19 protein-coding genes are annotated in these 20720 nt (G+C 33.1%); 13 read left to right on the plus strand and 6 right to left on the minus strand.

Annotated features, from left to right (window positions below; all coding sequences use genetic code 11):
* The 6 genes from RRF69_RS02535 to RRF69_RS02560 all read right to left on the minus strand — a co-directional run bounded on the left by RRF69_RS02535 (position 1) and on the right by RRF69_RS02560 (position 6270).
* Positions 1-1629 (minus strand): DNA modification methylase, encoded by a 1629-nt coding sequence (locus RRF69_RS02535; protein WP_316940420.1) that lies wholly within the window; start codon positions 1627-1629, stop codon positions 1-3.
* Positions 1630-1716: 87 nt separating this feature from the next.
* Positions 1717-2805, minus strand: a complete 1089-nt coding sequence (locus RRF69_RS02540) for a hypothetical protein (protein WP_316940421.1) — start codon at positions 2803-2805, stop codon at positions 1717-1719.
* Positions 2806-3406: 601 nt separating this feature from the next.
* A complete protein-coding gene (locus tag RRF69_RS02545) occupies positions 3407-3856 on the minus strand; it encodes a hypothetical protein (protein ID WP_316940422.1) in 450 nt (149 codons plus the stop codon).
* Positions 3856-4461, minus strand: a complete 606-nt coding sequence (locus RRF69_RS02550) for a recombinase family protein (RefSeq protein WP_298949640.1) — start codon at positions 4459-4461, stop codon at positions 3856-3858. The genes RRF69_RS02545 and RRF69_RS02550 overlap by 1 nt, the downstream gene beginning before the upstream one ends.
* A 331-nt stretch (positions 4462-4792) precedes the next feature.
* The gene (locus tag RRF69_RS02555; protein ID WP_316940423.1) at positions 4793-5470 is read right to left on the minus strand and encodes a DUF2779 domain-containing protein; all 678 of its coding nucleotides are present in this window, start codon (positions 5468-5470) and stop codon (positions 4793-4795) included.
* Between the two features lie 50 nt (positions 5471-5520).
* Entirely contained in the window at positions 5521-6270 is a 750-nt protein-coding gene (locus RRF69_RS02560; RefSeq protein ID WP_316940424.1) for a hypothetical protein, read from the minus strand.
* 133 nt (positions 6271-6403) lie between these two features.
* Between RRF69_RS02560 and RRF69_RS02565 the strand changes: the two genes are divergently transcribed.
* The 13 genes from RRF69_RS02565 to RRF69_RS02625 all read left to right on the plus strand — a co-directional run bounded on the left by RRF69_RS02565 (position 6404) and on the right by RRF69_RS02625 (position 20669).
* The gene (locus RRF69_RS02565; protein WP_316940425.1) at positions 6404-7768 is read left to right on the plus strand and encodes a Piwi domain-containing protein; all 1365 of its coding nucleotides are present in this window, start codon (positions 6404-6406) and stop codon (positions 7766-7768) included.
* A gap of 69 nt (positions 7769-7837) precedes the next feature.
* Positions 7838-8170 carry an ArsR/SmtB family transcription factor gene (locus RRF69_RS02570; protein ID WP_316940426.1) on the plus strand — a complete coding sequence of 111 codons (333 nt, stop codon included), beginning with the start codon at positions 7838-7840 and terminating at the stop codon, positions 8168-8170.
* A 48-nt stretch (positions 8171-8218) separates the two neighbouring features.
* A complete protein-coding gene (locus tag RRF69_RS02575; RefSeq protein ID WP_316940427.1) occupies positions 8219-8686 on the plus strand; it encodes a DUF6428 family protein in 468 nt (155 codons plus the stop codon).
* A 98-nt stretch (positions 8687-8784) separates the two neighbouring features.
* The gene (locus RRF69_RS02580) at positions 8785-9462 is read left to right on the plus strand and encodes a metallophosphoesterase (RefSeq protein ID WP_316940428.1); all 678 of its coding nucleotides are present in this window, start codon (positions 8785-8787) and stop codon (positions 9460-9462) included.
* A gap of 21 nt (positions 9463-9483) precedes the next feature.
* Positions 9484-10116 carry a protein-tyrosine-phosphatase gene (locus RRF69_RS02585; protein ID WP_316940429.1) on the plus strand — a complete coding sequence of 211 codons (633 nt, stop codon included), beginning with the start codon at positions 9484-9486 and terminating at the stop codon, positions 10114-10116.
* A gap of 3 nt (positions 10117-10119) precedes the next feature.
* Positions 10120-11151, plus strand: coding sequence for an ACR3 family arsenite efflux transporter (arsB, locus tag RRF69_RS02590; protein WP_316940430.1), 1032 nt, complete (start codon positions 10120-10122; stop codon positions 11149-11151).
* Positions 11152-11338: 187 nt separating this feature from the next.
* Positions 11339-11734, plus strand: coding sequence for a hypothetical protein (locus tag RRF69_RS02595; protein ID WP_316940431.1), 396 nt, complete (start codon positions 11339-11341; stop codon positions 11732-11734).
* Positions 11735-11854: 120 nt separating this feature from the next.
* Complete coding sequence (locus RRF69_RS02600; RefSeq protein ID WP_316940432.1) at positions 11855-16189, plus strand: CusA/CzcA family heavy metal efflux RND transporter; 4335 nt, start codon at positions 11855-11857, stop codon at positions 16187-16189.
* Positions 16190-16193: 4 nt separating this feature from the next.
* Positions 16194-17399: an efflux RND transporter periplasmic adaptor subunit gene (locus tag RRF69_RS02605; RefSeq protein ID WP_298949631.1), complete on the plus strand. Its 1206-nt coding sequence runs from the start codon at positions 16194-16196 to the stop codon at positions 17397-17399.
* A 2-nt stretch (positions 17400-17401) separates the two neighbouring features.
* Complete coding sequence (locus RRF69_RS02610) at positions 17402-17818, plus strand: Fur family transcriptional regulator (RefSeq protein WP_249997235.1); 417 nt, start codon at positions 17402-17404, stop codon at positions 17816-17818.
* A 55-nt stretch (positions 17819-17873) separates the two neighbouring features.
* On the plus strand, positions 17874-18236 hold the full coding sequence (locus RRF69_RS02615; protein WP_249997234.1) for a DUF3703 domain-containing protein: 363 nt from the start codon (positions 17874-17876) through the stop codon (positions 18234-18236).
* The gene (locus RRF69_RS02620; RefSeq protein ID WP_316940433.1) at positions 18205-20184 is read left to right on the plus strand and encodes a heavy metal translocating P-type ATPase; all 1980 of its coding nucleotides are present in this window, start codon (positions 18205-18207) and stop codon (positions 20182-20184) included. Before RRF69_RS02615 ends, RRF69_RS02620 begins: the two co-directional genes overlap by 32 nt.
* Before the next feature lie 71 nt (positions 20185-20255).
* The gene (locus RRF69_RS02625) at positions 20256-20669 is read left to right on the plus strand and encodes an HYC_CC_PP family protein (protein WP_298949618.1); all 414 of its coding nucleotides are present in this window, start codon (positions 20256-20258) and stop codon (positions 20667-20669) included.
* The last annotated feature ends 51 nt before the right edge of the window (positions 20670-20720 follow it).

Here is a 20720-nt window from a genome sequence, read left to right on the forward strand (position 1 = left end):
TTATGCTGCTACAGTTAATTCTTCTACTTCCTTATACTCACTATTGATAATCTCTAAATCATTCTGATTGATCTCTTCAATTGTATTTTCAAGAACCTTACAACCCACCCTGTGATAGTGAGTTGAAAGTTCGGTACCTAAGTATTGTCTGTTGAGTAGTAAAGAAATTCTACCAGTGGTATTAGCACCCCCAAAAGGATCGTACACCAAATCAGTTTCGTCTGTTGTCATTAAAATCGGTATTACTGGAAGAAGTTCAGACATCAATGCAGGGTGACCTGTTGGGAAGGCATCGTATGCTGGTTTATTTTTACCTGTGGCACACTTAATCATATGATCCACATCTTGAGCTGCAATGTGGTTGTAGATCTTCTTATAGGGTTTTGAGAGTGATTTTGTTTTCTTAGATACATTCCCGTTTTTATCCACGTCTTTAGCACCAGTCGTAATCCTTACCTCTTTTTCCTGATCCGTATATTTTAATAAGTTGTACTTCGATTTTGAAGGATCAACCACGAACCATAAAATATATTCAATCTGATTTATGGGTCTTTTTACTTGTTCTCCCTGTGGATGAGGATTCGGTTTGGACCAGATGATACACTCTTTGTATTTAAGTTTTGTGTGTTTTAAGATCGCTGCTTTCACCAAACCCGATATATCCATGGCACAACCATTATCATAGGTGTCTCCAACATTTACAAACACATTTGAAGTTTCATTAAGAACTCCTTCAACCTTCCCAAAAACCTCCCCAATGTTATCCGCAAACTCTTCAGGTGTCTTTTCATGTCCCAATTCAGATGACAAGTTTTTCTTATCATAACCACGCAACATATAATACGGAATGGAAGTAAACAAGGTTGCTACACTTCTTGTATACGAGGGCACATCAACTATATCAACACAATTCATTTTAAAAGAAGTTGCCTTATTCGGAATTACAAAGGTGTCCTTATAATTGTTTTGAAGGTTCTCTTTTTCTTCAATAAATTTATTGACTTGTTTAATGGTAAGGTCTCCTTTTGTTAACTCTGCTGTGAATCCATGATTTTTGGTTAAATCAATCTCTTTTAATTCACTTAGATATTTTTCACAGTCAGATAAACTCCACCCTTTGTTCACAACTCCGTTTAATAACAAATTATTCTCAAAGTCATTTTCGATAATTTTATCAAACTGGCGGATTGCCTTGGGAGATTTCCAGCGGTAGTTTAGTTTCTCTTTGACAATCTCGTAACGATCGTAAGATTTTCCGTTGTTCCCTTGACCTTGTCGTTTTTCAACCGATTTAAAAACCTGTAACACTTCTTTAGTAAGGTCGTTGGCGGTCTTTACTCGATATATATTAAAGGATAAACGTAGGTCGATAGATGGTTCTATATCTACAAATTGAACTTTTACTTCTGTTTTACATAAAGCACATAGTAACTTAAGTCGGCGATAACCATCAATTAATTGAAAATCTCTTGAAAGAGTTAAAGGCAATAACTGTCCTTCCTGTTCTAAAGAAGATTTTAATTGGTTTTCAGAATCATCGGTTTGTGATTCATAGAAGTTTTTAAATTCTTCAACTTTTACGATTTGATCGATTTTTACAACTTCGAATTGTTCCATTGAATTTTTCATGATATAAAGTTTTAAATTATACCACAAAGAAATCACGAAAGGAAAAGGTATACCTCAATCGCAGCGCTGCGATTGAAATTTAGGATATCAGTAATTCACTTTAAAACTCAAAAGATCTGAGGGAATACTTAGGTGTTCTGGGGAGATATCAATGTAATACACTGTAACATCTTGTTTTGTATTTGAAGAGTTAAAACCATACTTATGAGCCAACGCCTCAATATTCAATTGATTTTTTATACGGGTGGAAATCCTTGAATGAACTGATGTTATACTCTTCACGTACCGATTAACCTCATCTTCATATATTTTACTATATATATGATTATATAATAACATGAATTTTTCGTGAGCCACACCACCTATTGAAAGATCCTTACGTCCAAACTTAGACTTGTGATTGATTAAGTAAAAGAGATAAACAATATGAGATAATTTACCTTTATGACCAAAATCCAAAGGTTGCCCACCAATTTCAATTTTATAATTTTCAGTTACCTGAATTTTCAATTCATTATCGGAAAAGTTAAAGTCATAGTTCTCTCTTAACCGATTACTAATTCTACTTAAGATGTTTTTAATTTGAATAACATAATCATTGGAGGTATAATTTAATGCTGATTGTATACAGCTCCTACAAATGTAACCCGATCTAATTTTCCCCTTAGTTTCATTTGGTTTTTCACAAAAATCATTAATACAAACTTCTGTTTCCATATGAATAGAATCTTGTAAACGAATAGAATTTAAATCCAGTTTACCGAGGTATTGAAATATATTTTCAATGATTTGATGAGCAATAGCAAGATATGGTTTACCCTCTGTTATATTACTCCAACCACCTGACTTAACTAGTATATTCTGTTCGTAATAGAAACTATACCAATCTTTTAATGATGTAATATTAATTACTGAGGCATCAATAGTTTTTTGAGAGATTACAACAACGAAGTCATCACTTCCTATCGAGTGATCTAACCTAATTAACCTGGACAATTCCTTCAAATCATCAATGGATATTTTTGTTAAATCTCGATGATATTGAAAGTGATCCGAAGAATAATTATTCTCAAGTAATTCAAAAGTCAATGGACCTCTATCCTTTGAAAACATATCAACAACTTCAGCTATGTTGTCACGTCCCTGTGAATTTAGATATGAGATTTTAACTTTCACTTACTTAGATTTATGTAAAAATAGCAAACTCAAAAGCGGTGTGCAAGATTACTTTTTTTTGTCTGACATATTTTATTTTCTATGATATTTATAAATAAACACACTTATGAAAGAGAAAAAGTCAAAAAGAGTAATAGTTCGAATAACCGAGAGTCAATTCAATAATTTGATGGAGTGCGTTATAGATGAACAAATAAAAATTTCAGATATTCTAAGAGAATCTATAATAGATAAACTTCAAAAACTAAAGAAAGATGATAAAAGGAAAAAATAATTTAAACTATGAGTATTATAACCAATACCTAATCAATTGTGGGTCTAATAATCCACCTAATATGGAGTTACTAAATGATTTTTTTAATGAAAAATTAAATATTCTACCTGAACAAGAAATAGAACCATCCCGTGTAGTTTTACTAGATAAATTGATAGTTTTTTGTCGTAATAAATTTGACAGTTAAATAACACAAAGCACCCACAGGAATAATTACTAATTCTCGATTGTAAATGCTGAATACGTGATTTTGAATAACGTAGTAAATTAAATCTAATTGGCACGATTGGTTGGGGTATTGAACTATTTGTCAAATAAGAACCATTTTTAATTGTTTTTCAAATAGACCTTTGTGAGGGTTTCACCCATGGTGTTACATAGAATTTCCTGTGGGTGTTGCGTTAATGAGAATTGTTCCAATTGATCATGGTAGAGTTTTGATTTTGACTCTGATGTAATCAGGTAATAATGAAAATACTCATGGATGACGGTATTGATTAGTTCTCTACGTATGACATTGTTATCTCTGTAAATAGTGATTGTATTGTTGTAGAAACAATATTCCCCCGCAAGATTAGATTTACCCTCAACCAAAGTAAGAAGTGGTTTTCTCTTTCTAATTGGATACAACATTAGACACCAGTTCAATACATCCTCTGCCAACTGAAATTGCCAGTCTTCACCATCAGCAGTAAAGAATTTAATTAGCACAGATATCAGATTTAGAGTGAATAATACCCCAACAACAATAAAGTAAATAGTAAAAAAGGTGTCCATTATAAATGTCGTTTAACTTTAGTGATGGTATTCACATGAAGCTCCGTGATCTTAGCAACCTCAATGTTTTTATATCCCTTTCTTAGTAAGTCTAACGCCTTTTTATTTTGTGGTTTTGATAAAAACTTAATTGGATCTTCGTTAGAACCTGGTTTTCTTCCAAGATATTTTGTTGGATCTAATTTAGCCAACTCAATACCCTCACGTTGACGTTCTTTTGAAAGTTTTCGTTCCATTTCAGCAACCACTCCAAGAATTGAGATTATCATTTTAGAGATCGGATTTTCCTCTTTGTCTTCATTGAGTGTGCATAGACCTTGCGATAAAAAATTTACAGGGATTCCTCTCTCAGTGGTGTAATGAATAAAATTTATAATATCTCTAAGGTCACGACCGCAACGATCAATTTGCCAAACAGAAATTGACTTGATCAATTGTCGATCTATAAGGGTTTTTAGGGTTGAACCCTCGGGTCTTTCAAAAATTGGAATGGCTCCCGAACATTTATCTTCGATAACTTTATCAAATTCATCCTCTTTTACTCTTTGTCGATCCGTTTTCTGATCTACACTCGAAACTCTTGTATATAATATTGAAATACTCATAATTTTAAGGTTTACCTATCTATACCCTAAAATTATAGCAGCCACACCCCTCATGCAGCATAAAACCTATATTTTATCGCTATCAAAACACTCATAAATTAAAGTGTACGCTATTATTGTGATTAATGGATTTTGCCGATTAAAATTGGTGAAGGATCATCCCGTGGGGGCCCTCCCTGCAGCATCCCCTGCCGTATCCCCCCTCTATTTAGGGTGAAATCGACTTCTCCAGAGGGGGTGAATACCCCGCTCCAGATTTTTCTGGTTTTTTTTGTAAAAACTCGAGTTTTTAAAAAATAAAATTTTTCAATTTTTTGAAAGAAAATCAGTTTTATATTAGTAGTAGTTTCTCCAGAATTTTGACCATCGCGAAGGTGTCTAACTTACAGTACTCCAAGAGTTGATTTCTTGTTTCTTCAACATCACCCGCAAATGTTCCGTTTACCATCGAAAGAAAAGTATTAGATGCTGTACCTCCTTCTTTAATATCAAGATCATTGTATGAGAGTTCAGGAACCAGTGCAGGTAGAACGTACTTTATTGAATAACTTCCTTTCATTTCGGGGGTATAGTACCATTTCTGTTGGAACGGAATCATTAGATCTTTCAGACGATTTACAATCCCTAACAACTCATTAGAAAACTCAGGGAATACATCGATTAGATCATTTAGTTTCCCTCTCTCAAAACCAATATTGTAGACTAATATGTCTCCACTGGTACCACAGTCCTCAATGAGTTGTTCTATGAACCCAATTCTTGGATCTTGAGATGGATCTGCAAGATATTCTCTGTGTTCTATTACTGAGGTTAAAGTCTCTTGAATGTGAAGTGAATACTGAAATACTAATTGTTGGTATGGTCTACTACCATTATATTTTGGAACTGCGGGACCAATTGTTTCAAAATCTAAAAAGTATAAAGGATAAATTAATCCATTTGTGAAGTTTCTTATCTCTTCAATATCAATATGAGTGGTCCCATTAACTTCTGATTGAACCTGTAACAATTGATTTGGATTCAGGTCTGTTTGACTTAAATCAATATCATCTAATGTGATTACTCCTGATTGTATAAATCAAATTTCTTGTCTTTGTTTAGTCTTGAAATATTAAAAACTGAATAGTCAGGAATGTGTTTCCAACAGGTTCCCTTAAAATCACAATCGTAAGGATCAGAACAATGAGGACCAATATCTACATTTGGAATTTCAGAACTCTCAATCACATTTTTGAGTCTTCTGACTTCATTTGGTATTCGTGGGAGAAACTCTAAAACTTGATCGTACACTGATTCAATGGTAAACAATTGATGTATATCTAATTCTCCCTCTCTCGTGTATTGGTTATTAATATGAACAATCGATATGTCTTTTAAATCAACTCCAGAATTTGTGATGGTATGATATTGTATGGCAGCATCCTTGATATAGGTCTCCGAAACCTTAGTAGAACTTTTTACCTCGTACGCTTTCCAACCATCATTATCTTTGACCAATATATCTAATGCAGCAAGAACGTTGTTGTACAGGAATGTTGCTTCATAAATTATTGACTCCCCTTGAGAAATAAACTTCTGTGTTTTCCTCACCGATTCAAACATTTTAAAATGATTTTCAGGAGACGCATCAGCACCATTGGGAAATAGTTCTTGTGCCAATAAACCAATATTGGTTCCTTGGTCGAACACCGCTTGTAGTGATGAAGGTGTAGGATCTTTTAATCTATATTGATGCTTATAGAGATACAATGACTTTTCACATTGAAGTCCACGAATAAATGTTGATTTGGAGAGTCTACTTTTTGACATTATTTATATTAGAGATAACAAATTATAAAGTCTTAAAAACTCCTCCCATTCTTGTTTATTAATATTTTCGGGTTTATAAATCTTAAATGACACAGACGGTTCTAAATCTTTCATTCGAACCATTACTCGTGACTTGTATAATTCTGTAGATGTAGTTACTCCAGAAAACATAAAAGTATCAGGTAATCGTATTAACCACATCAATCCAGAAGTAGGTTTATTGGAATTTGGTAAAGACCAATATGGGAATAAAAAAACGCATTTAGTGCCTAAATTGGCTATGAATATGTTTACACCTTACAGACGTCCTAAAGGTCCAAATATTAAATTCTTTTTTATATACCACACCTCACATAAAGAAGCTGTAAAAAGTTTTTATAACAATTTAAAATTTGGTGTCACAGCACAAAAGAAATATTTTAAAGGAATAGAGGATTATGTAAACATAAAAGCATCAACATCCAAAGAACATTTTATTGAATTTACAAACGAAAACGACCCTTTACCAGACATCATCCAAAAGCTGGAAAACCTAAAATTTGACCACGACAATGTAAAGTATGCTGCTTTTTATTTAAGCCCATTCGATAAGTTTACACCAGATCCCGAAGACCGAGAAATTTATATTCAAATAAAGGAATTGTTTTTAAACGAAGGTATTATTACCCAAGTAGTGGATTATCATAAAATGAGTGAAAATATTGAAAATCAATACAACTTTCAGTTTTCCTTACAAAATATGGCATTGGCAATACACGCTAAATTAGATGGCGCACCTTGGAAGTTAGCAGTAACCGATAAAAAAGAATTAGTTATTGGAGTAGGAGCCTTTACCAATCAAGGCGAAAACAGGCGTTACATAGCAAGTGCTTTTAGTTTTCAAAATAACGGTCTATTCAGAAACTTTGAATATTTCAATCAAAACCAAACCAAATTATTAGCAGGAAGCATTTTAAAAGCCATTAGAGATTTTACATCTGTAGCTCAAGCAGATAAAGTAGTCATTCATTTTTACAAAGAAATGAAATATGAAGAATTACAGCCTATTATTGAAGGAATGCATCAATTAAAATTAGGTGTGCCTTTATATATTCTTAACATCAACAAAACAGAATCTGAAGATATTATTGCTTACGACCTTAATTGGAATCATAAATTGATGCCAGTGAGTGGTACATACATTCGTATAGACAGCAACCAATTTTTGTTATTTAATAATGCACGTTATCCAAATTCACAATACTATACAGATACAGATGGCTATCCATTTCCAATAAAAATTAAAATGAGTAGTCCAGACGACGATGCGTTTGAAGATGCTAATGTAGCATTAGAACTTTTAACTCAAGTCTATCAATTCAGCAGGCTATATTGGAAATCATTACGCCAACAAAATGTACCAATCACCATTAAATACCCTGAAATGGTGGCACAAATAGCACCACGCTTTAACAATGGTGTTCCAGAGGATGCAAAAAATAAATTGTGGTTTTTGTAAAAATAGTATCTTTTTCTTGTCTTTGTTTTCTTTTAATCGTAATATTGCAATGAATTAATAAAATATAAAATGGGATTAGCAAAAACCGAGATATTTACCGACCAACAAAATGAAATTGCTCTTTTTGCAAAAGTCTTTGGACATCCTGCAAGAGTGGCTATTTTACAACAACTTTTTAAAATAGACGCTTGTTATTGCGGAGATTTGGTAAATGAAATTGGATTAGCACAACCAACAATCTCACAACATTTAAAAGAACTAAAGCATTTAGGTTTAATTAAAGGGAATGTAGAGGGAACAAGTGTTTGTTACTGTATTCACACAGAAAATTGGACAGCAATGAAAACGGTAATGAACGAATTTTTAAATCAAGACTTAACAGAAAAACAAGATTGCTGTTAAAAAAATTTGAATCAATTAATCGTATTATCGCAATAAACAAATAGAGTTATGAAACTATCAGAAGTAAAATCAGCATTAAAAGAACTGGAAACTATAGGTTTTCAATTACCAAACGGAGAATTAGTACCAAACCACTTTCACGTTACAGAAGTTGGTAAAATCACAAAACATTTTATCGATTGTGGCGGAACTGAAAGAAAGGAAGATGTCGTAAACTTCCAACTTTGGAATGCAAATGACTACGACCATAGATTGCATCCCGAAAAGCTATTGAATATCATTGAACTTTCAGAAAAGGTTTTAAAAATAGAAGATTTAGAAATCGAAGTAGAATATCAAGCAGATACAATTGGAAAATTCGGACTTGATTTTGATGGAAGAAATTTCTTGTTAACCAACAAACAAACCGACTGTTTAGCAAAAGATAAGTGCGGAATTCCAATAGAAAAAACTAAAGTAAAACTATCAACCCTAAATGAGGAGCCTTGTTGTTCACCAGATGGAAACTGTTGCTAAAGATCAGATATGAGAATTGCATTATTTAGTGATGTTCACGCAAATTTACCTGCTTTAAAATCTTTTTTTTAGACATTGAAAAAAGAGAAATAGATGCATTGTATTGTTTAGGTGATTTAGTTGGTTATAATATTTGGCCAAATGAAATTATTGAGGAAATTAGAAAAAGAAGCATTGCAACTATTGCAGGAAACCACGATGAAGCTATTGGAAATATGATTCATAATCATAAAAAAATTGATGTTAATGGTTTAACTAATGGAGCAATATCTAAAGAATTTACGAATCAATTATTAAAAGAAAAAAATCGCCAATTTTTACAAACACTACCATCACATATTCGGTTAAAATTCAAATTTAACAATGAAACAATAACAATTTTATTAGTACACGGAAGTCCTAATGCTATAAATGAATATATTTTTGAAGAACGACCTGAAGATGAAATAGTTGAAATGATGGAAACTTCGAAAGTCGAAATTTTATGTTTTGGTCATACACATAAACCATTTCATAAAGTTTTAAATGCGAATTCAAATGGTATTTTAAAGTATAAACACGCCATTAATATTGGATCGGTTGGCAAGCCAAAAGATAACAATACCGAAGGTTGTTATGCTGTGTTAGAATTTAATAATAATACAACTCTTTTAAAGGAAAAAGGGGTGAATGTAGAGTTTATTAGATTCGAATATGATATTGAGAAAGCAGCTTTGGCAATAGAAAATAGCATCTTGCCAAATGCTTTTGCTGAAAATTTAAGAAATGGTAATTAACTAATAAGAAAAGTATAAAAAATGACAACAACAAAACCAATCCTATTGTCAGAAATAGAAAATGTAATCAAAGAATTAAATCCTCAAACTATTTCGAGCGAACGTAAAGCAGTTTTACAACCTCTTACCGATTTTATTCAATCTAAAGTTTCAAACCAACAAGAAATTAGAATCAACTTTATCTGTACTCACAATTCACGAAGAAGTCATTTATCACAAGTTTGGGCACAGACAATGGCAAATTACTTCAATATTAAAAACGTGTTTTGTTATTCTGGAGGAACAGAGGCAACAGCACTTTTTCCAATGGTTGTTGAAACTTTGCAAAAGTCAGGTTTCCAAATAAGCAAAATTTCACAAAACGAGAATCCTGTTTACAGTATTAAATATACTGACAACGAACATCCTATTATTGGGTTTTCTAAAAAACTAGATGACGATTTTAATCCAAAATCTGAATTTGCAGCGATTATGACTTGTGATTCAGCAAATGAAGCTTGTCCTTTTGTTCCTGGAGCTGAAAAGCGTATCCCAATTATGTTTGAAGATCCAAAAGCATTCGACAATACACCACTACAAGCAGAAAAATACAATGAAAGAAGTCTGCAAATTGCAACCGAATTATTTTACGTTTTCTCTCAAATAAACTCATAAAAAATGGCATCAAAAAAATTAAGTTTTCTTGACAATTATTTAACCCTATGGATATTTTTAGCAATGGCTATTGGAGTTGGACTTGGGTATTTTATCCCAACATTTCCAAACATCATAAATTCATTTAGTAGCGGAACAACAAATGTTCCGATTGCAATCGGTTTGATATTAATGATGTACCCACCTTTGGCAAAGGTTAATTATTCGTTGTTACCAAAAGTTTTCAGAAACACAAAAATTCTTTCTATTTCACTTATTTTAAATTGGATAATTGGTCCCGTTTTAATGTTTGTTTTGGCAATTACATTTTTACGTGATTATCCTGAATATATGGTCGGACTAATTTTGATAGGATTAGCACGTTGTATCGCTATGGTTTTGGTTTGGAACGACCTTGCGGAAGGAAGTAGCGAATATGGAGCAGGTTTGGTTGCGTTAAATAGTATATTTCAAGTATTTGCATATAGTTTTTATGCTTGGATTTTTATAACGGTTCTTCCACCGTATTTTGGTTTTGATGGTGCTATTGTAGATATTTCCATTGGAACAATTGCAGAAAGCGTGGCAATTTATTTAGGGATTCCATTCGTGCTGGGAATATTGAGCAGACTAATTTTAGTGCAATTGAAAGGGGAGGAATGGTACACAAAGAAATTCATCCCAACAATTTCACCAATGACTTTAATTGCGCTGTTATTTACAATTGTGGTTATGTTCTCGTTAAAGGGAGAATTAATCGTTGAAATCCCTATGGATGTTCTAATTATTTCAGTTCCTCTACTAATCTATTTTACGTTAATGTTTATCATTGGTTTTTTCTTTACCAAAGCAACAGGTGCAGAATATGATAAAACAGCTTCGGTTGCATTTACAGCAGCAGGAAATAATTTTGAATTAGCGATTGCAGTTGCAATTGCAGTTTTTGGACTCAATTCAGGACAAGCATTTGCAGGTGTAATTGGACCTTTAGTTGAAGTTCCTGCTCTAATTCTATTGGTTAGGGTTTCATTTTGGTTGCGCAAGAAATATTATTAATCAAAACAGTAAGTTTAATTACAGTCATTAATATATGCTGTACACTACACTTTATCTACATTTATAACTTAACCTAAAACTGATGTACCTGATGATGCAAAGGCTGCGTTTTGGTTTTTATAAAAAATAACTCATTATCTTTTGCACAACCATTGCATTCAATAATTTGTATATTTGTCTAAATTATATGAAAATATTCGTTTCCATTTCAATGTCTTTTTTATTCTTTTTTCAAGGGATAAGCATAGATATGGACTTTTGTGGTCCAATTAAAGAAATTTCAAACGTTATTACCCATTATCAAGACCATAAAGTTTATGGTGACTCTTTCCTTGAATATGTAGTTGAAGATTACATTGGCAGCGATGCTAAAAATGTAGAGCATCATCATAACCCAGATAAGGAGAATACACCAGTCCATTCTCATAATCAATGTTGTCACCCTTTGGTATTAATTATTGCGAACAATAATTTGGCTTTAACCAATCGACTAAAATTTGAAGAGAAAAAACAATATAATTTACATCAAGTAAACTTCACTTCCAGATATCTGGAATCTCTTTTTCAACCCCCTCAAGTATAATTCAGTTTTTTTTTAAGGATAGCTATATCCTAACGTGATGCTTCTCAAAGTAAGCATTGCTCTATAAAAGCGTTGCACCTATTCGCACCGCAAGTTTTCAACTGAATTAATACATTTTCTATGATTAATAAAATCATCGATTTTTCAATCAATAACAAATTCATTATTGGTTTGCTAACGCTTACCATTGTTGGAGCAGGTATTTGGAGTATGACCCAAGTACCAATAGATGCTGTTCCAGATATTACCAATAACCAAGTTCAAGTCATTACGCAAGCCCCCAATTTAGGTACAGAGGATATTGAACAATTTGTAACCTACCCTGTGGAAGTTGCAATGAGCAACCTGCCTGATGTAAAGGAAATCCGTTCCATTTCTCGTTTTGGTTTATCTGTGGTTACTATAGTTTTTGACGATGATATGGGAACGTATCTACCACGTCAATTAGTAGCAGAAAAACTAAACGAAGTCAAAGATCAAATTCCGAGTGGTTTTGGCGAGCCAACTATGGGTCCTATTTCTTCAGGTTTAGGAGAAATTTATCAATACACACTTAAAGTAAAACCAGAGTATAAAGACAAATATTCGGTTATTGATTTGCGCACAATGCAAGATTGGATTGTACAGCGTCAAATGGCTATGGTAGAAGGTGTAGTTGAGGTAAACGCCATAGGTGGAAAAATTAAGCAATACGAAGTAGCTGTAGACCCAAACGAATTAAAAGCTATTGGTTTAACAATTACCGATGTTTTTGAAGCTCTTGAAGCTAACAATCAAAATACAGGTGGAGCATATATTGAAAAGAACCATCAAGCCAATTTTATTCGTGGAGAAGGTTTGGTGCGTAGTTTAGAGGATATTAAAAAGATTACGGTTAAAAACACTAACAATATTCCAATTACCGTTGGCGACATTGCTACGGTACAATTTGGTGCCGCTATTCGTTATGGAGCTTTAACCCAAGATGGAGAAGGCGAAGTAGTTGGTGGTTTGGTTATGATGCTTAAAGGCGCTAATTCAAACGATGTCATTGAGAATGTAAAAGTGCGAATGGCTCAAATTGAAGAGTCATTACCAGAAGGTGTCATTATCGAACCTTTATTAGACCGAAGTAAATTAATAGCAGAAACGACCTCAACGGTTGCTACCAATCTAATTGAAGGGGCATTAATAGTGATATTTGTTCTTATTTTCTTATTAGGTAACTGGCGTGGTGGTTTAATAGTAGCTTCAACAATTCCATTATCTCTATTATTCGCATTTATACTAATGAATGTTTTTGATGTTTGGGCTAACCTAATGAGTTTAGGAGCAATAGATTTCGGAATTATTGTCGATGGTGCTGTGATTATTGTAGAAAGTACCGTTTTTCTAATTGCTTCGCAAGTCCTAAAGAAAAGGAAATTGACATCTAAAGAACGTGATGGTGTTGCGGCAGATGCCTCAAAAAAAATGATGAATGCTGCCTTCTTCGGTCAGCTGATTATTTTAATTGTATTTCTGCCAATACTGGCATTAGAAGGTATTGAAGGAAAAATGTTCAAACCAATGGCATTGACCTTTATTTTCGCAATGATTGGTGCAATGGTACTTTGTTTAACCTACGTTCCAATGATGTCTGCACTTATTTTAAGAGCGCCAAAGTCAGACAAAAAATCTTATGGCGATAAATTCGTGCATTGGGTAGAACGTAAATACCAACCACTATTAGAAAAAGCTTTAAAGAAAGGAAAATTAATAATTGGCGTTTCTGTTGTCTTATTTGGTATTGCAGTTTTTATGTTTACAAGAATGGGTGGCGAATTTATTCCACAACTCGATGAAGGTGACATTGCATTTCACGCCATTTTAAAACCCGGAAGCTCACTTACAGAAACGATTGAAACAACCACAAAAATTGAACAAATTGTAAAAGCAAAGTTTCCAGAAGTTGAAAAAATTGTAAGTCGAATTGGTGTTGCCGAAATTCCAACCGATCCAATGCCAATGGATTTAGCAGATGTATTTGTAATACTGAAACCAAAAGGTGAATGGACAACCGTTGAGACAAAAGATGAACTCATCGAAAAAATGAAAGAAGCAGTGGAAATAATTCCTGGTGTGAATTATGAGTTTACGCAACCAATTGAAATGCGTTTTAACGAATTGCTTGAAGGTGTTAGAGAAGATATAGCTATTAAACTTTATGGAGAAGATATAAATGTATTGTCTCAAAAAGCAGAAGAAATATCTAAAATTATTGCAGGTACAGAAGGTATTGGCGATATGAAAGCGGAAGCTACAACTGGTTTACCGCAAATGACAATTACTTATAACAGAAGTAAATTGGCACAATACGGACTTCAAATAAACACGTTAAATCAAATTGTGCAATCAGCTTTTGCAGGAGGAATAGCAGGAACTATTTTTGAAGGAGAAAAACGATTTGATTTGGTGGTTAGGTTAAGTTCTCATAATCGTAAAGACATAACAGATGTGCAAAATTTGTTTATCAACTTACCTTCTGGTGCACAGATTCCACTTCGCGAAGTAGCTGATGTAAGTTACAAAGCAGGTCCAATGCAAATAAGTAGAGATAACACCAATAGAAGAACTTATGTAGGTATTAATGTAAGAGGTCGTGATGTAAAATCGTTGGTAGGCGAAATTAAAACTAAATTAGATGCACAATTAGAACTACCTTCTGGTTATTTTATTCGTTATGGTGGTGCTTTTGAAAATTTAGAACGTGCCAGTAACCGTTTGCAAACGGTTGTACCTATTGCCTTGTTGCTCATTTTTATACTGATATATTTTGCACTAAAATCGTTACCACAAACCTTAATGATTTACATCGCTATCCCAATGGCAACCATTGGTGGTGTTGTAGCATTATGGTTACGAGATATGCCTTTTAGTATTTCGGCAGGTGTTGGTTTTATTGTACTGTTTGGTGTTGCTGTTTTAAACGGATTAGTAATGATTAGTGGACTTAACGAATTAAAAGAAGAAGGAGTAACCAATCTAAAAGATAGAATAATAGAAGGTACAAAGCGAAGAATTAGACCTATTATGTTAACAGCTTTTACAGATGTTTTAGGCTTTTTACCTATGGCAATTTCAGCATCAGCTGGTGCAGAAGTTCAGCGACCTTTAGCAACTGTTGTAATTGGTGGTTTATTAACCTCTACATTATTAACATTATTCGTTTTACCTATATTATATCATTGGGTAGAAAACAAATCATTCAATCTTAGAACTGACAAAAAAGTAATAACAGTTACTGCTATGGTAGCTTTTATGTTTTTGTTGCCAATAACAGGTAACGCACAACAAATAAAAGATTCGTTACCATTTATTTCAATGCAAGAAGCAGTGAAATTGGCTAAAGAAAACTATCCAAGTCTAAAACAACGACAGCTTGAAATTGATAAGCAACAACAATTAAAAGGAACTGCTTTCGATTTTGGTACTACTCAAATTTTTACTGGTGGCGAAGAAATTAACAATGGCACAGGTATTTATACAACTATAGGTGTTGGTCAATCAAATATAGACGTGTTTGGTATTTCCCCAAAGAGAAAATTACAGGAGCAACGTATTCAGTTAGCCCAAAAAGCCTTTCAGCTTTCAGAATTAGATTTAGAATTGGAAGTTAAAAAGGCGTGGGCAAATGCCTTACAAAGTAAAAGGAAGTATAATTTATACAAAGAGTTAGATTCTATTTATGCCAATTTTGAAAAAGCAGTTGCATTAAATTATGAAGTAGAAGCTATTTCGCGGTTAGAATATTCGGCTGCCAAAAATCAAGCCTTACAAATTCAGAATAAATTTATGCAATCAAAAAGTGAATATGCTATTGCATTACAACAATTAAATCTATGGTTAGTTTCTGATGAATATTATACAGTTTCAGATGAAATTGATATAGAGAGCGAAATAAATGTAGAATCCTTTAGTTTAGAAGCACATCCGTTGTATACTATTTCTCAACTTCAAGTCACAGAAGCAGAAGCAAACTATAGAGCTGCTAAAGCTGAAAATTTACCAAAATTCAACCTTCAAGGTGGCTTGCAAAAAGTAAATGGAAATTCTGGATTTTACACCTATCAAGCTGGTATTTCCATACCGTTTTTATCTGGTACAACAAAAGCACAAGTTAGAACAGCAAAAATTGATAGACAAATTGCCGAATCAAAAATGCAGTTCAAACAAAAGGAAGTACAATCTAAATTTAATCAAACTAAAGAAAATTACCAAAAATGGAAAACGTCTTGGCTGTTTTATAAGAATGAAGTATTACCACTTATTAAAGAACAAAAAACAGGAGCTTTGTTTGCCTATAGAGAAGGAGAGATTGATTACACAGCGTTTACACAACTTATAAAAGAAGCTATTCAATCGGAACTGGAAGCACAAACAGCGTTAGCAAACTATTTAGAAAGTACATTTCAATTACAATATTTTAATCAATAAGAAAATGAAAAATAGATTATATAAATTTTTAGCCATAATAATGTTATCCATTTTTGTTTCTGCTTGCGGAAATAAAGAAAGCCACAAAGAAGACAATGGCAATTCGCATAACGAAGAACAAAATACTGAAGAAAACGATGACCATAGCGAAGACGAAGAAGTGATGCTTTCACAACAACAGTTTGAAGCCTTAAAAATGAAAATAGACACCATTGCTTCACGCAATATGAGTGGTTATGTGGAAGCCAATGGAACTTTAGAAGTGCCACCACAAAACGAGGCAGCCATAACAACAGTAATTGGTGCTAATGTAGTTTCTATTGAAGTGATTGAAGGGGACAAAGTGAATAAAGGTCAAGTAGTGGCATATCTTTCACATCCAAATATTATTCAAATGCAAACCAATTATTTAAATGCCTATAGTGATAGTAATTTTTTAAAGAAGAATTATGAGCGTCAACAAAAATTGTACGATGCAGGTGTAGGATCTGGTGCAAATTACCAAAAAGCTGAAGCAGAATATGAAGCCTCAAAGGCAATGGTTCAAGGAATGGCAGCTCAATTACAATTATTAAATATTAGTGCAACGTCGGTTCGCAATGGTAGTATTGCACAACGTATTTCACTACGCAGTCCTATTGAAGGCTATGTGCAAAAGGTAGAAGTAAAAACAGGACAATATGTTGAACCTCAAACCGAACTCTTTGAAATAGTAAATACACATCACGTTCACGCTGATTTAATGGTGTTTGAAAAAGATGTATATAAAGTTAAGAAAGGTCAAAAAGTAACCTTTAATGTACAAACAATGCAAGATGAAGAATTAACAGCTGAAATTTATTCGGTAAGTAAAACTTTCGAAGACAATCCTAAAGCGGTACACGTACACGCAGAAATTGAGAATAAAAAAGGGATTCTTATTCCTGGAATGTATATTCAAGGAAAAATCCAAACAGAAAATACGAAAACTATGGCGTTACCCGAAAGTGCCATAGTAAAAGAAGGCGATAGATTTTTCGTGTTTTCAGCGGAAAAAGAAAATGAAGACTGGAGTTTTAAACCTATAGAAGTGCTATTAGGGGCAAAAGAGGGTAATTGGATAGCAGTTCAATTTACTGAAGAACAAGATAAAACCACAAAATTTGCTTATAATAATGCGTATTATTTAATAGCTGAAATGAAAAAAGGCGAAACAGAACACGAACATTAATTATGCAAACAATAGAACAATTTTTAGAGTCAAAAGATATACGGGTTACGGCAATGCGTTTATTGATTTATAAGTTTCTTGCAAATAAACAAATAGCAGTAACATTAAGTGATATAGAAAATGCTTTTGAAAAAGCAGATAGAACCACATTGTACAGAACTATTAAAACATTTGAGGAAAAAGCGATAGTGCATCAAATAGACGATGGCACAGGAATTACTAAATATGCTCTGTGTGAAAACGGATGTAATTGTGAAATTGAAACTGATTTGCATTTGCATTTTCATTGCAATAACTGTAATGAAACTATTTGCTTAACAGAACATAAAATCCCTCTAATAAAAGTACCAGATGGTTTTGTGTCAGAAAACGTAAACTTGGTGGTAAAAGGTATTTGTGATAAATGTAGTGGACAATAATTGCACTTCCATTGCACGTATTGGTATTATATTTTTACAATCAAATGAGATAATAATGAAACTGAATTATAAAATACCAAAGTATTTAAAAGATGCTTATAATAAAGAACTTGGTTTATATGAAGTTGCTTTGGCTAACAGTGATTTTACTAATGCGTGGTATCATTTAGAAAGAAGTCACATTATAGGTCAATCTTATCCTATTGAGCATACCTATTCACATTGGTTAATGCTAAAGTTTGGCTTAATGCAAAAAAATACCAAAGAAGTATTTGGACAAATAATAAGATTAATTGTTGGAGGTTGGAAATCGTTCATTAATCACATACCAATCGGCAATACAGGAGGTGCAAATGTACCACCATTAAAACGTATGCCTATTCCTAATGATATTAAAAATTTATTCAATTCAAAATGAAAAAAAGAAAGTCAATTTAAGAGATTTAAAACCAGATTCAGAAGAACAACATAGTCACGATGATGGTAACGATCATAGTGGCAATTCAAGTCAAATTAAAGCCTATATTCCAGCAATCATAAGTTTTACAATGCTAATTATTGGCATTGCTTTAGATTATTTTGATGTTGCATTTTTTAAAGATTGGTTGCGTATTGTATGGTATGGTATAGCATATTTGCCAGTAGGTCTTCCTGTAGTAAAAGAAGGATGGGAAAGTATTAAAAAAGGAGATGTGTTTACAGAGTTCTTTTTAATGTCCATTGCTACTATTGGTGCGTTTATTATTGGCGAATATCCTGAAGGTGTTGCAGTAATGTTGTTTTACGCAGTTGGGGAACTATTTCAAAATGCAGCTGTTAACAGAGCAAAAGGAAATATAAAAGCCTTACTTGATGTAAGACCAAATGAAGCTCTGGTATATCGCAACAATGATTATGTGTCTGTGAGTCCAGAAACGGTTGAAATTGGCGAAAAAGTGCAAGTGCGTGTGGGAGAAAAAATTCCTTTAGATGGTATTCTACTTTCCAAAAAAGGTTCATTCAACACAGCTGCATTAACAGGAGAAAGTAAACCTGATACGATTGCAAAAGGTGAAAAAGTTTTTGCAGGCAGCATTAATTTGGACGGTGTAATTGAAATAGAAACCACCAAAGAATTTAAAGACAGTTCCATTGCAAGAATTTTGGATATGGTACAGAACGCCACAGCTCGAAAATCTAAAACAGAATTATTCATCAGACAATTTGCTCGAATTTACACACCAATAGTTGTGTTTTTAGCAATAGGTGTTACGTTTCTACCATACTTTTTTGTAGATGATTATGTCTTTAGAGATTGGTTATACAGAGCTTTAATTTTTCTTGTGATTTCTTGTCCTTGTGCTTTGGTAATTTCTATTCCATTGGGTTATTTCGGAGGATTGGGAGCAGCTTCAAAAAACGGAATTTTATTTAAAGGAGCTTCGTTTTTAGATGCAATGACCAAAATAAACACCTTGGTAATGGACAAAACAGGAACGGTTACCAAAGGAGTTTTCAAAATCAAAGAAGTAAAAGCAATTGATTGGAAAGAAACCGAATTTATGCAATATTTAATGGCGATGGAAGAGCAATCCACGCATCCAATTGCTAAAGCAATTTTAGAGTATAAAGCAGAAGGAGAAGATTTTGAAGCACAAGACGTTTCTGAAATTGCAGGAAAAGGTTTAAGAGGCATTGTAAATGGTAAAACAGTTTTAGTAGGAAATAAAGCCTTAATGACTGCCAATAATATTGGTGTTCCATCTGAAACGGAAACTATTGTAGAATCCATAGTTTTAGTAGCAATAGATAATAAGTTCGCTGGTTATGTGGTAATAGCAGACGAATTAAAAGAAGATGCCAAAGAAACAATTACAGCCTTACATAAAGTTGGTATTAATAATATAATGATGCTTTCTGGAGATAAAGATTCCATTACCCAACAAGTCGCAAAAGAATTAAATATTGAAAAGGCTAAAGGTGGTTTACTACCAGAGGATAAATTAAATGAAGTTGAAATTTTAAAGCAAAATCCAGCAAACAAAATAGCTTTTATAGGTGATGGTATTAATGACGCACCAGTTTTAGCAGCAAGTGATGTAGGGATCGCAATGGGTGGTTTAGGAAGTGATGTAGCTATTGAAACAGCAGATGTTATCATACAAACAGACCAACCTTCAAAAGTGGTAAAGGCGATTAAAATAAGTCGTTCCACACGAAAAATTGTTTGGCAGAATATCATTTTAGCTTTTGGTGTTAAAGTGATTGTTTTGATTTTAGGAGCAGGAGGTTTGGCAACAATGTGGGAAGCAGTTTTTGCAGATGTTGGTGTTGCACTTTTAGCAATATTAAATGCGGTTCGCTTGCAGAAAATGACTTGGGATTAAGCAGATTAGTCAATTAAACTTCTGTTAAACAGAATCAATAGTTGTTAAAATTTCGTAACTTCGCAATCAATATGAAGCAATTTTTCCATAAAATAATGTCTTTAACAATGGCTTTTGTAGTGTTATTCTCTACAATGTCATTTACTTTGAATATGCATTATTGTGGAGATACGTTAGTAGAAACTGCTATCTTTCAAAAAGCCAAAGGGTGCGGAATGGAAATGGAAAAGCCTTCAACCGAAGGATGTTCTATTACCAAGAAAAATTGTTGTGATGATAAACAATTAGCAATTGAAGGTCAAGACGAATTGCAATTGCAAGTTGACAAAATCACGTTTGAGCAACAAGTATTTATAGCTTCACTTGTTTACACTTATAGTAACCTTTTTGAAGGTTTAGATAACAATGTATCTTCTTTTGAAGAATACAAACCACCACTCGTCATAAGGCAACTCTACAAGATTGACGAGACTTATTTAATTTGATTTTTAAACAATAGACTTTTTTATCCTATGACTGCAATGTCGTAAGGATAA

It is taken from the genome of Polaribacter sp. HL-MS24 (assembly GCF_032758595.1).
Lineage (GTDB): Bacteria > Bacteroidota > Bacteroidia > Flavobacteriales > Flavobacteriaceae > Polaribacter.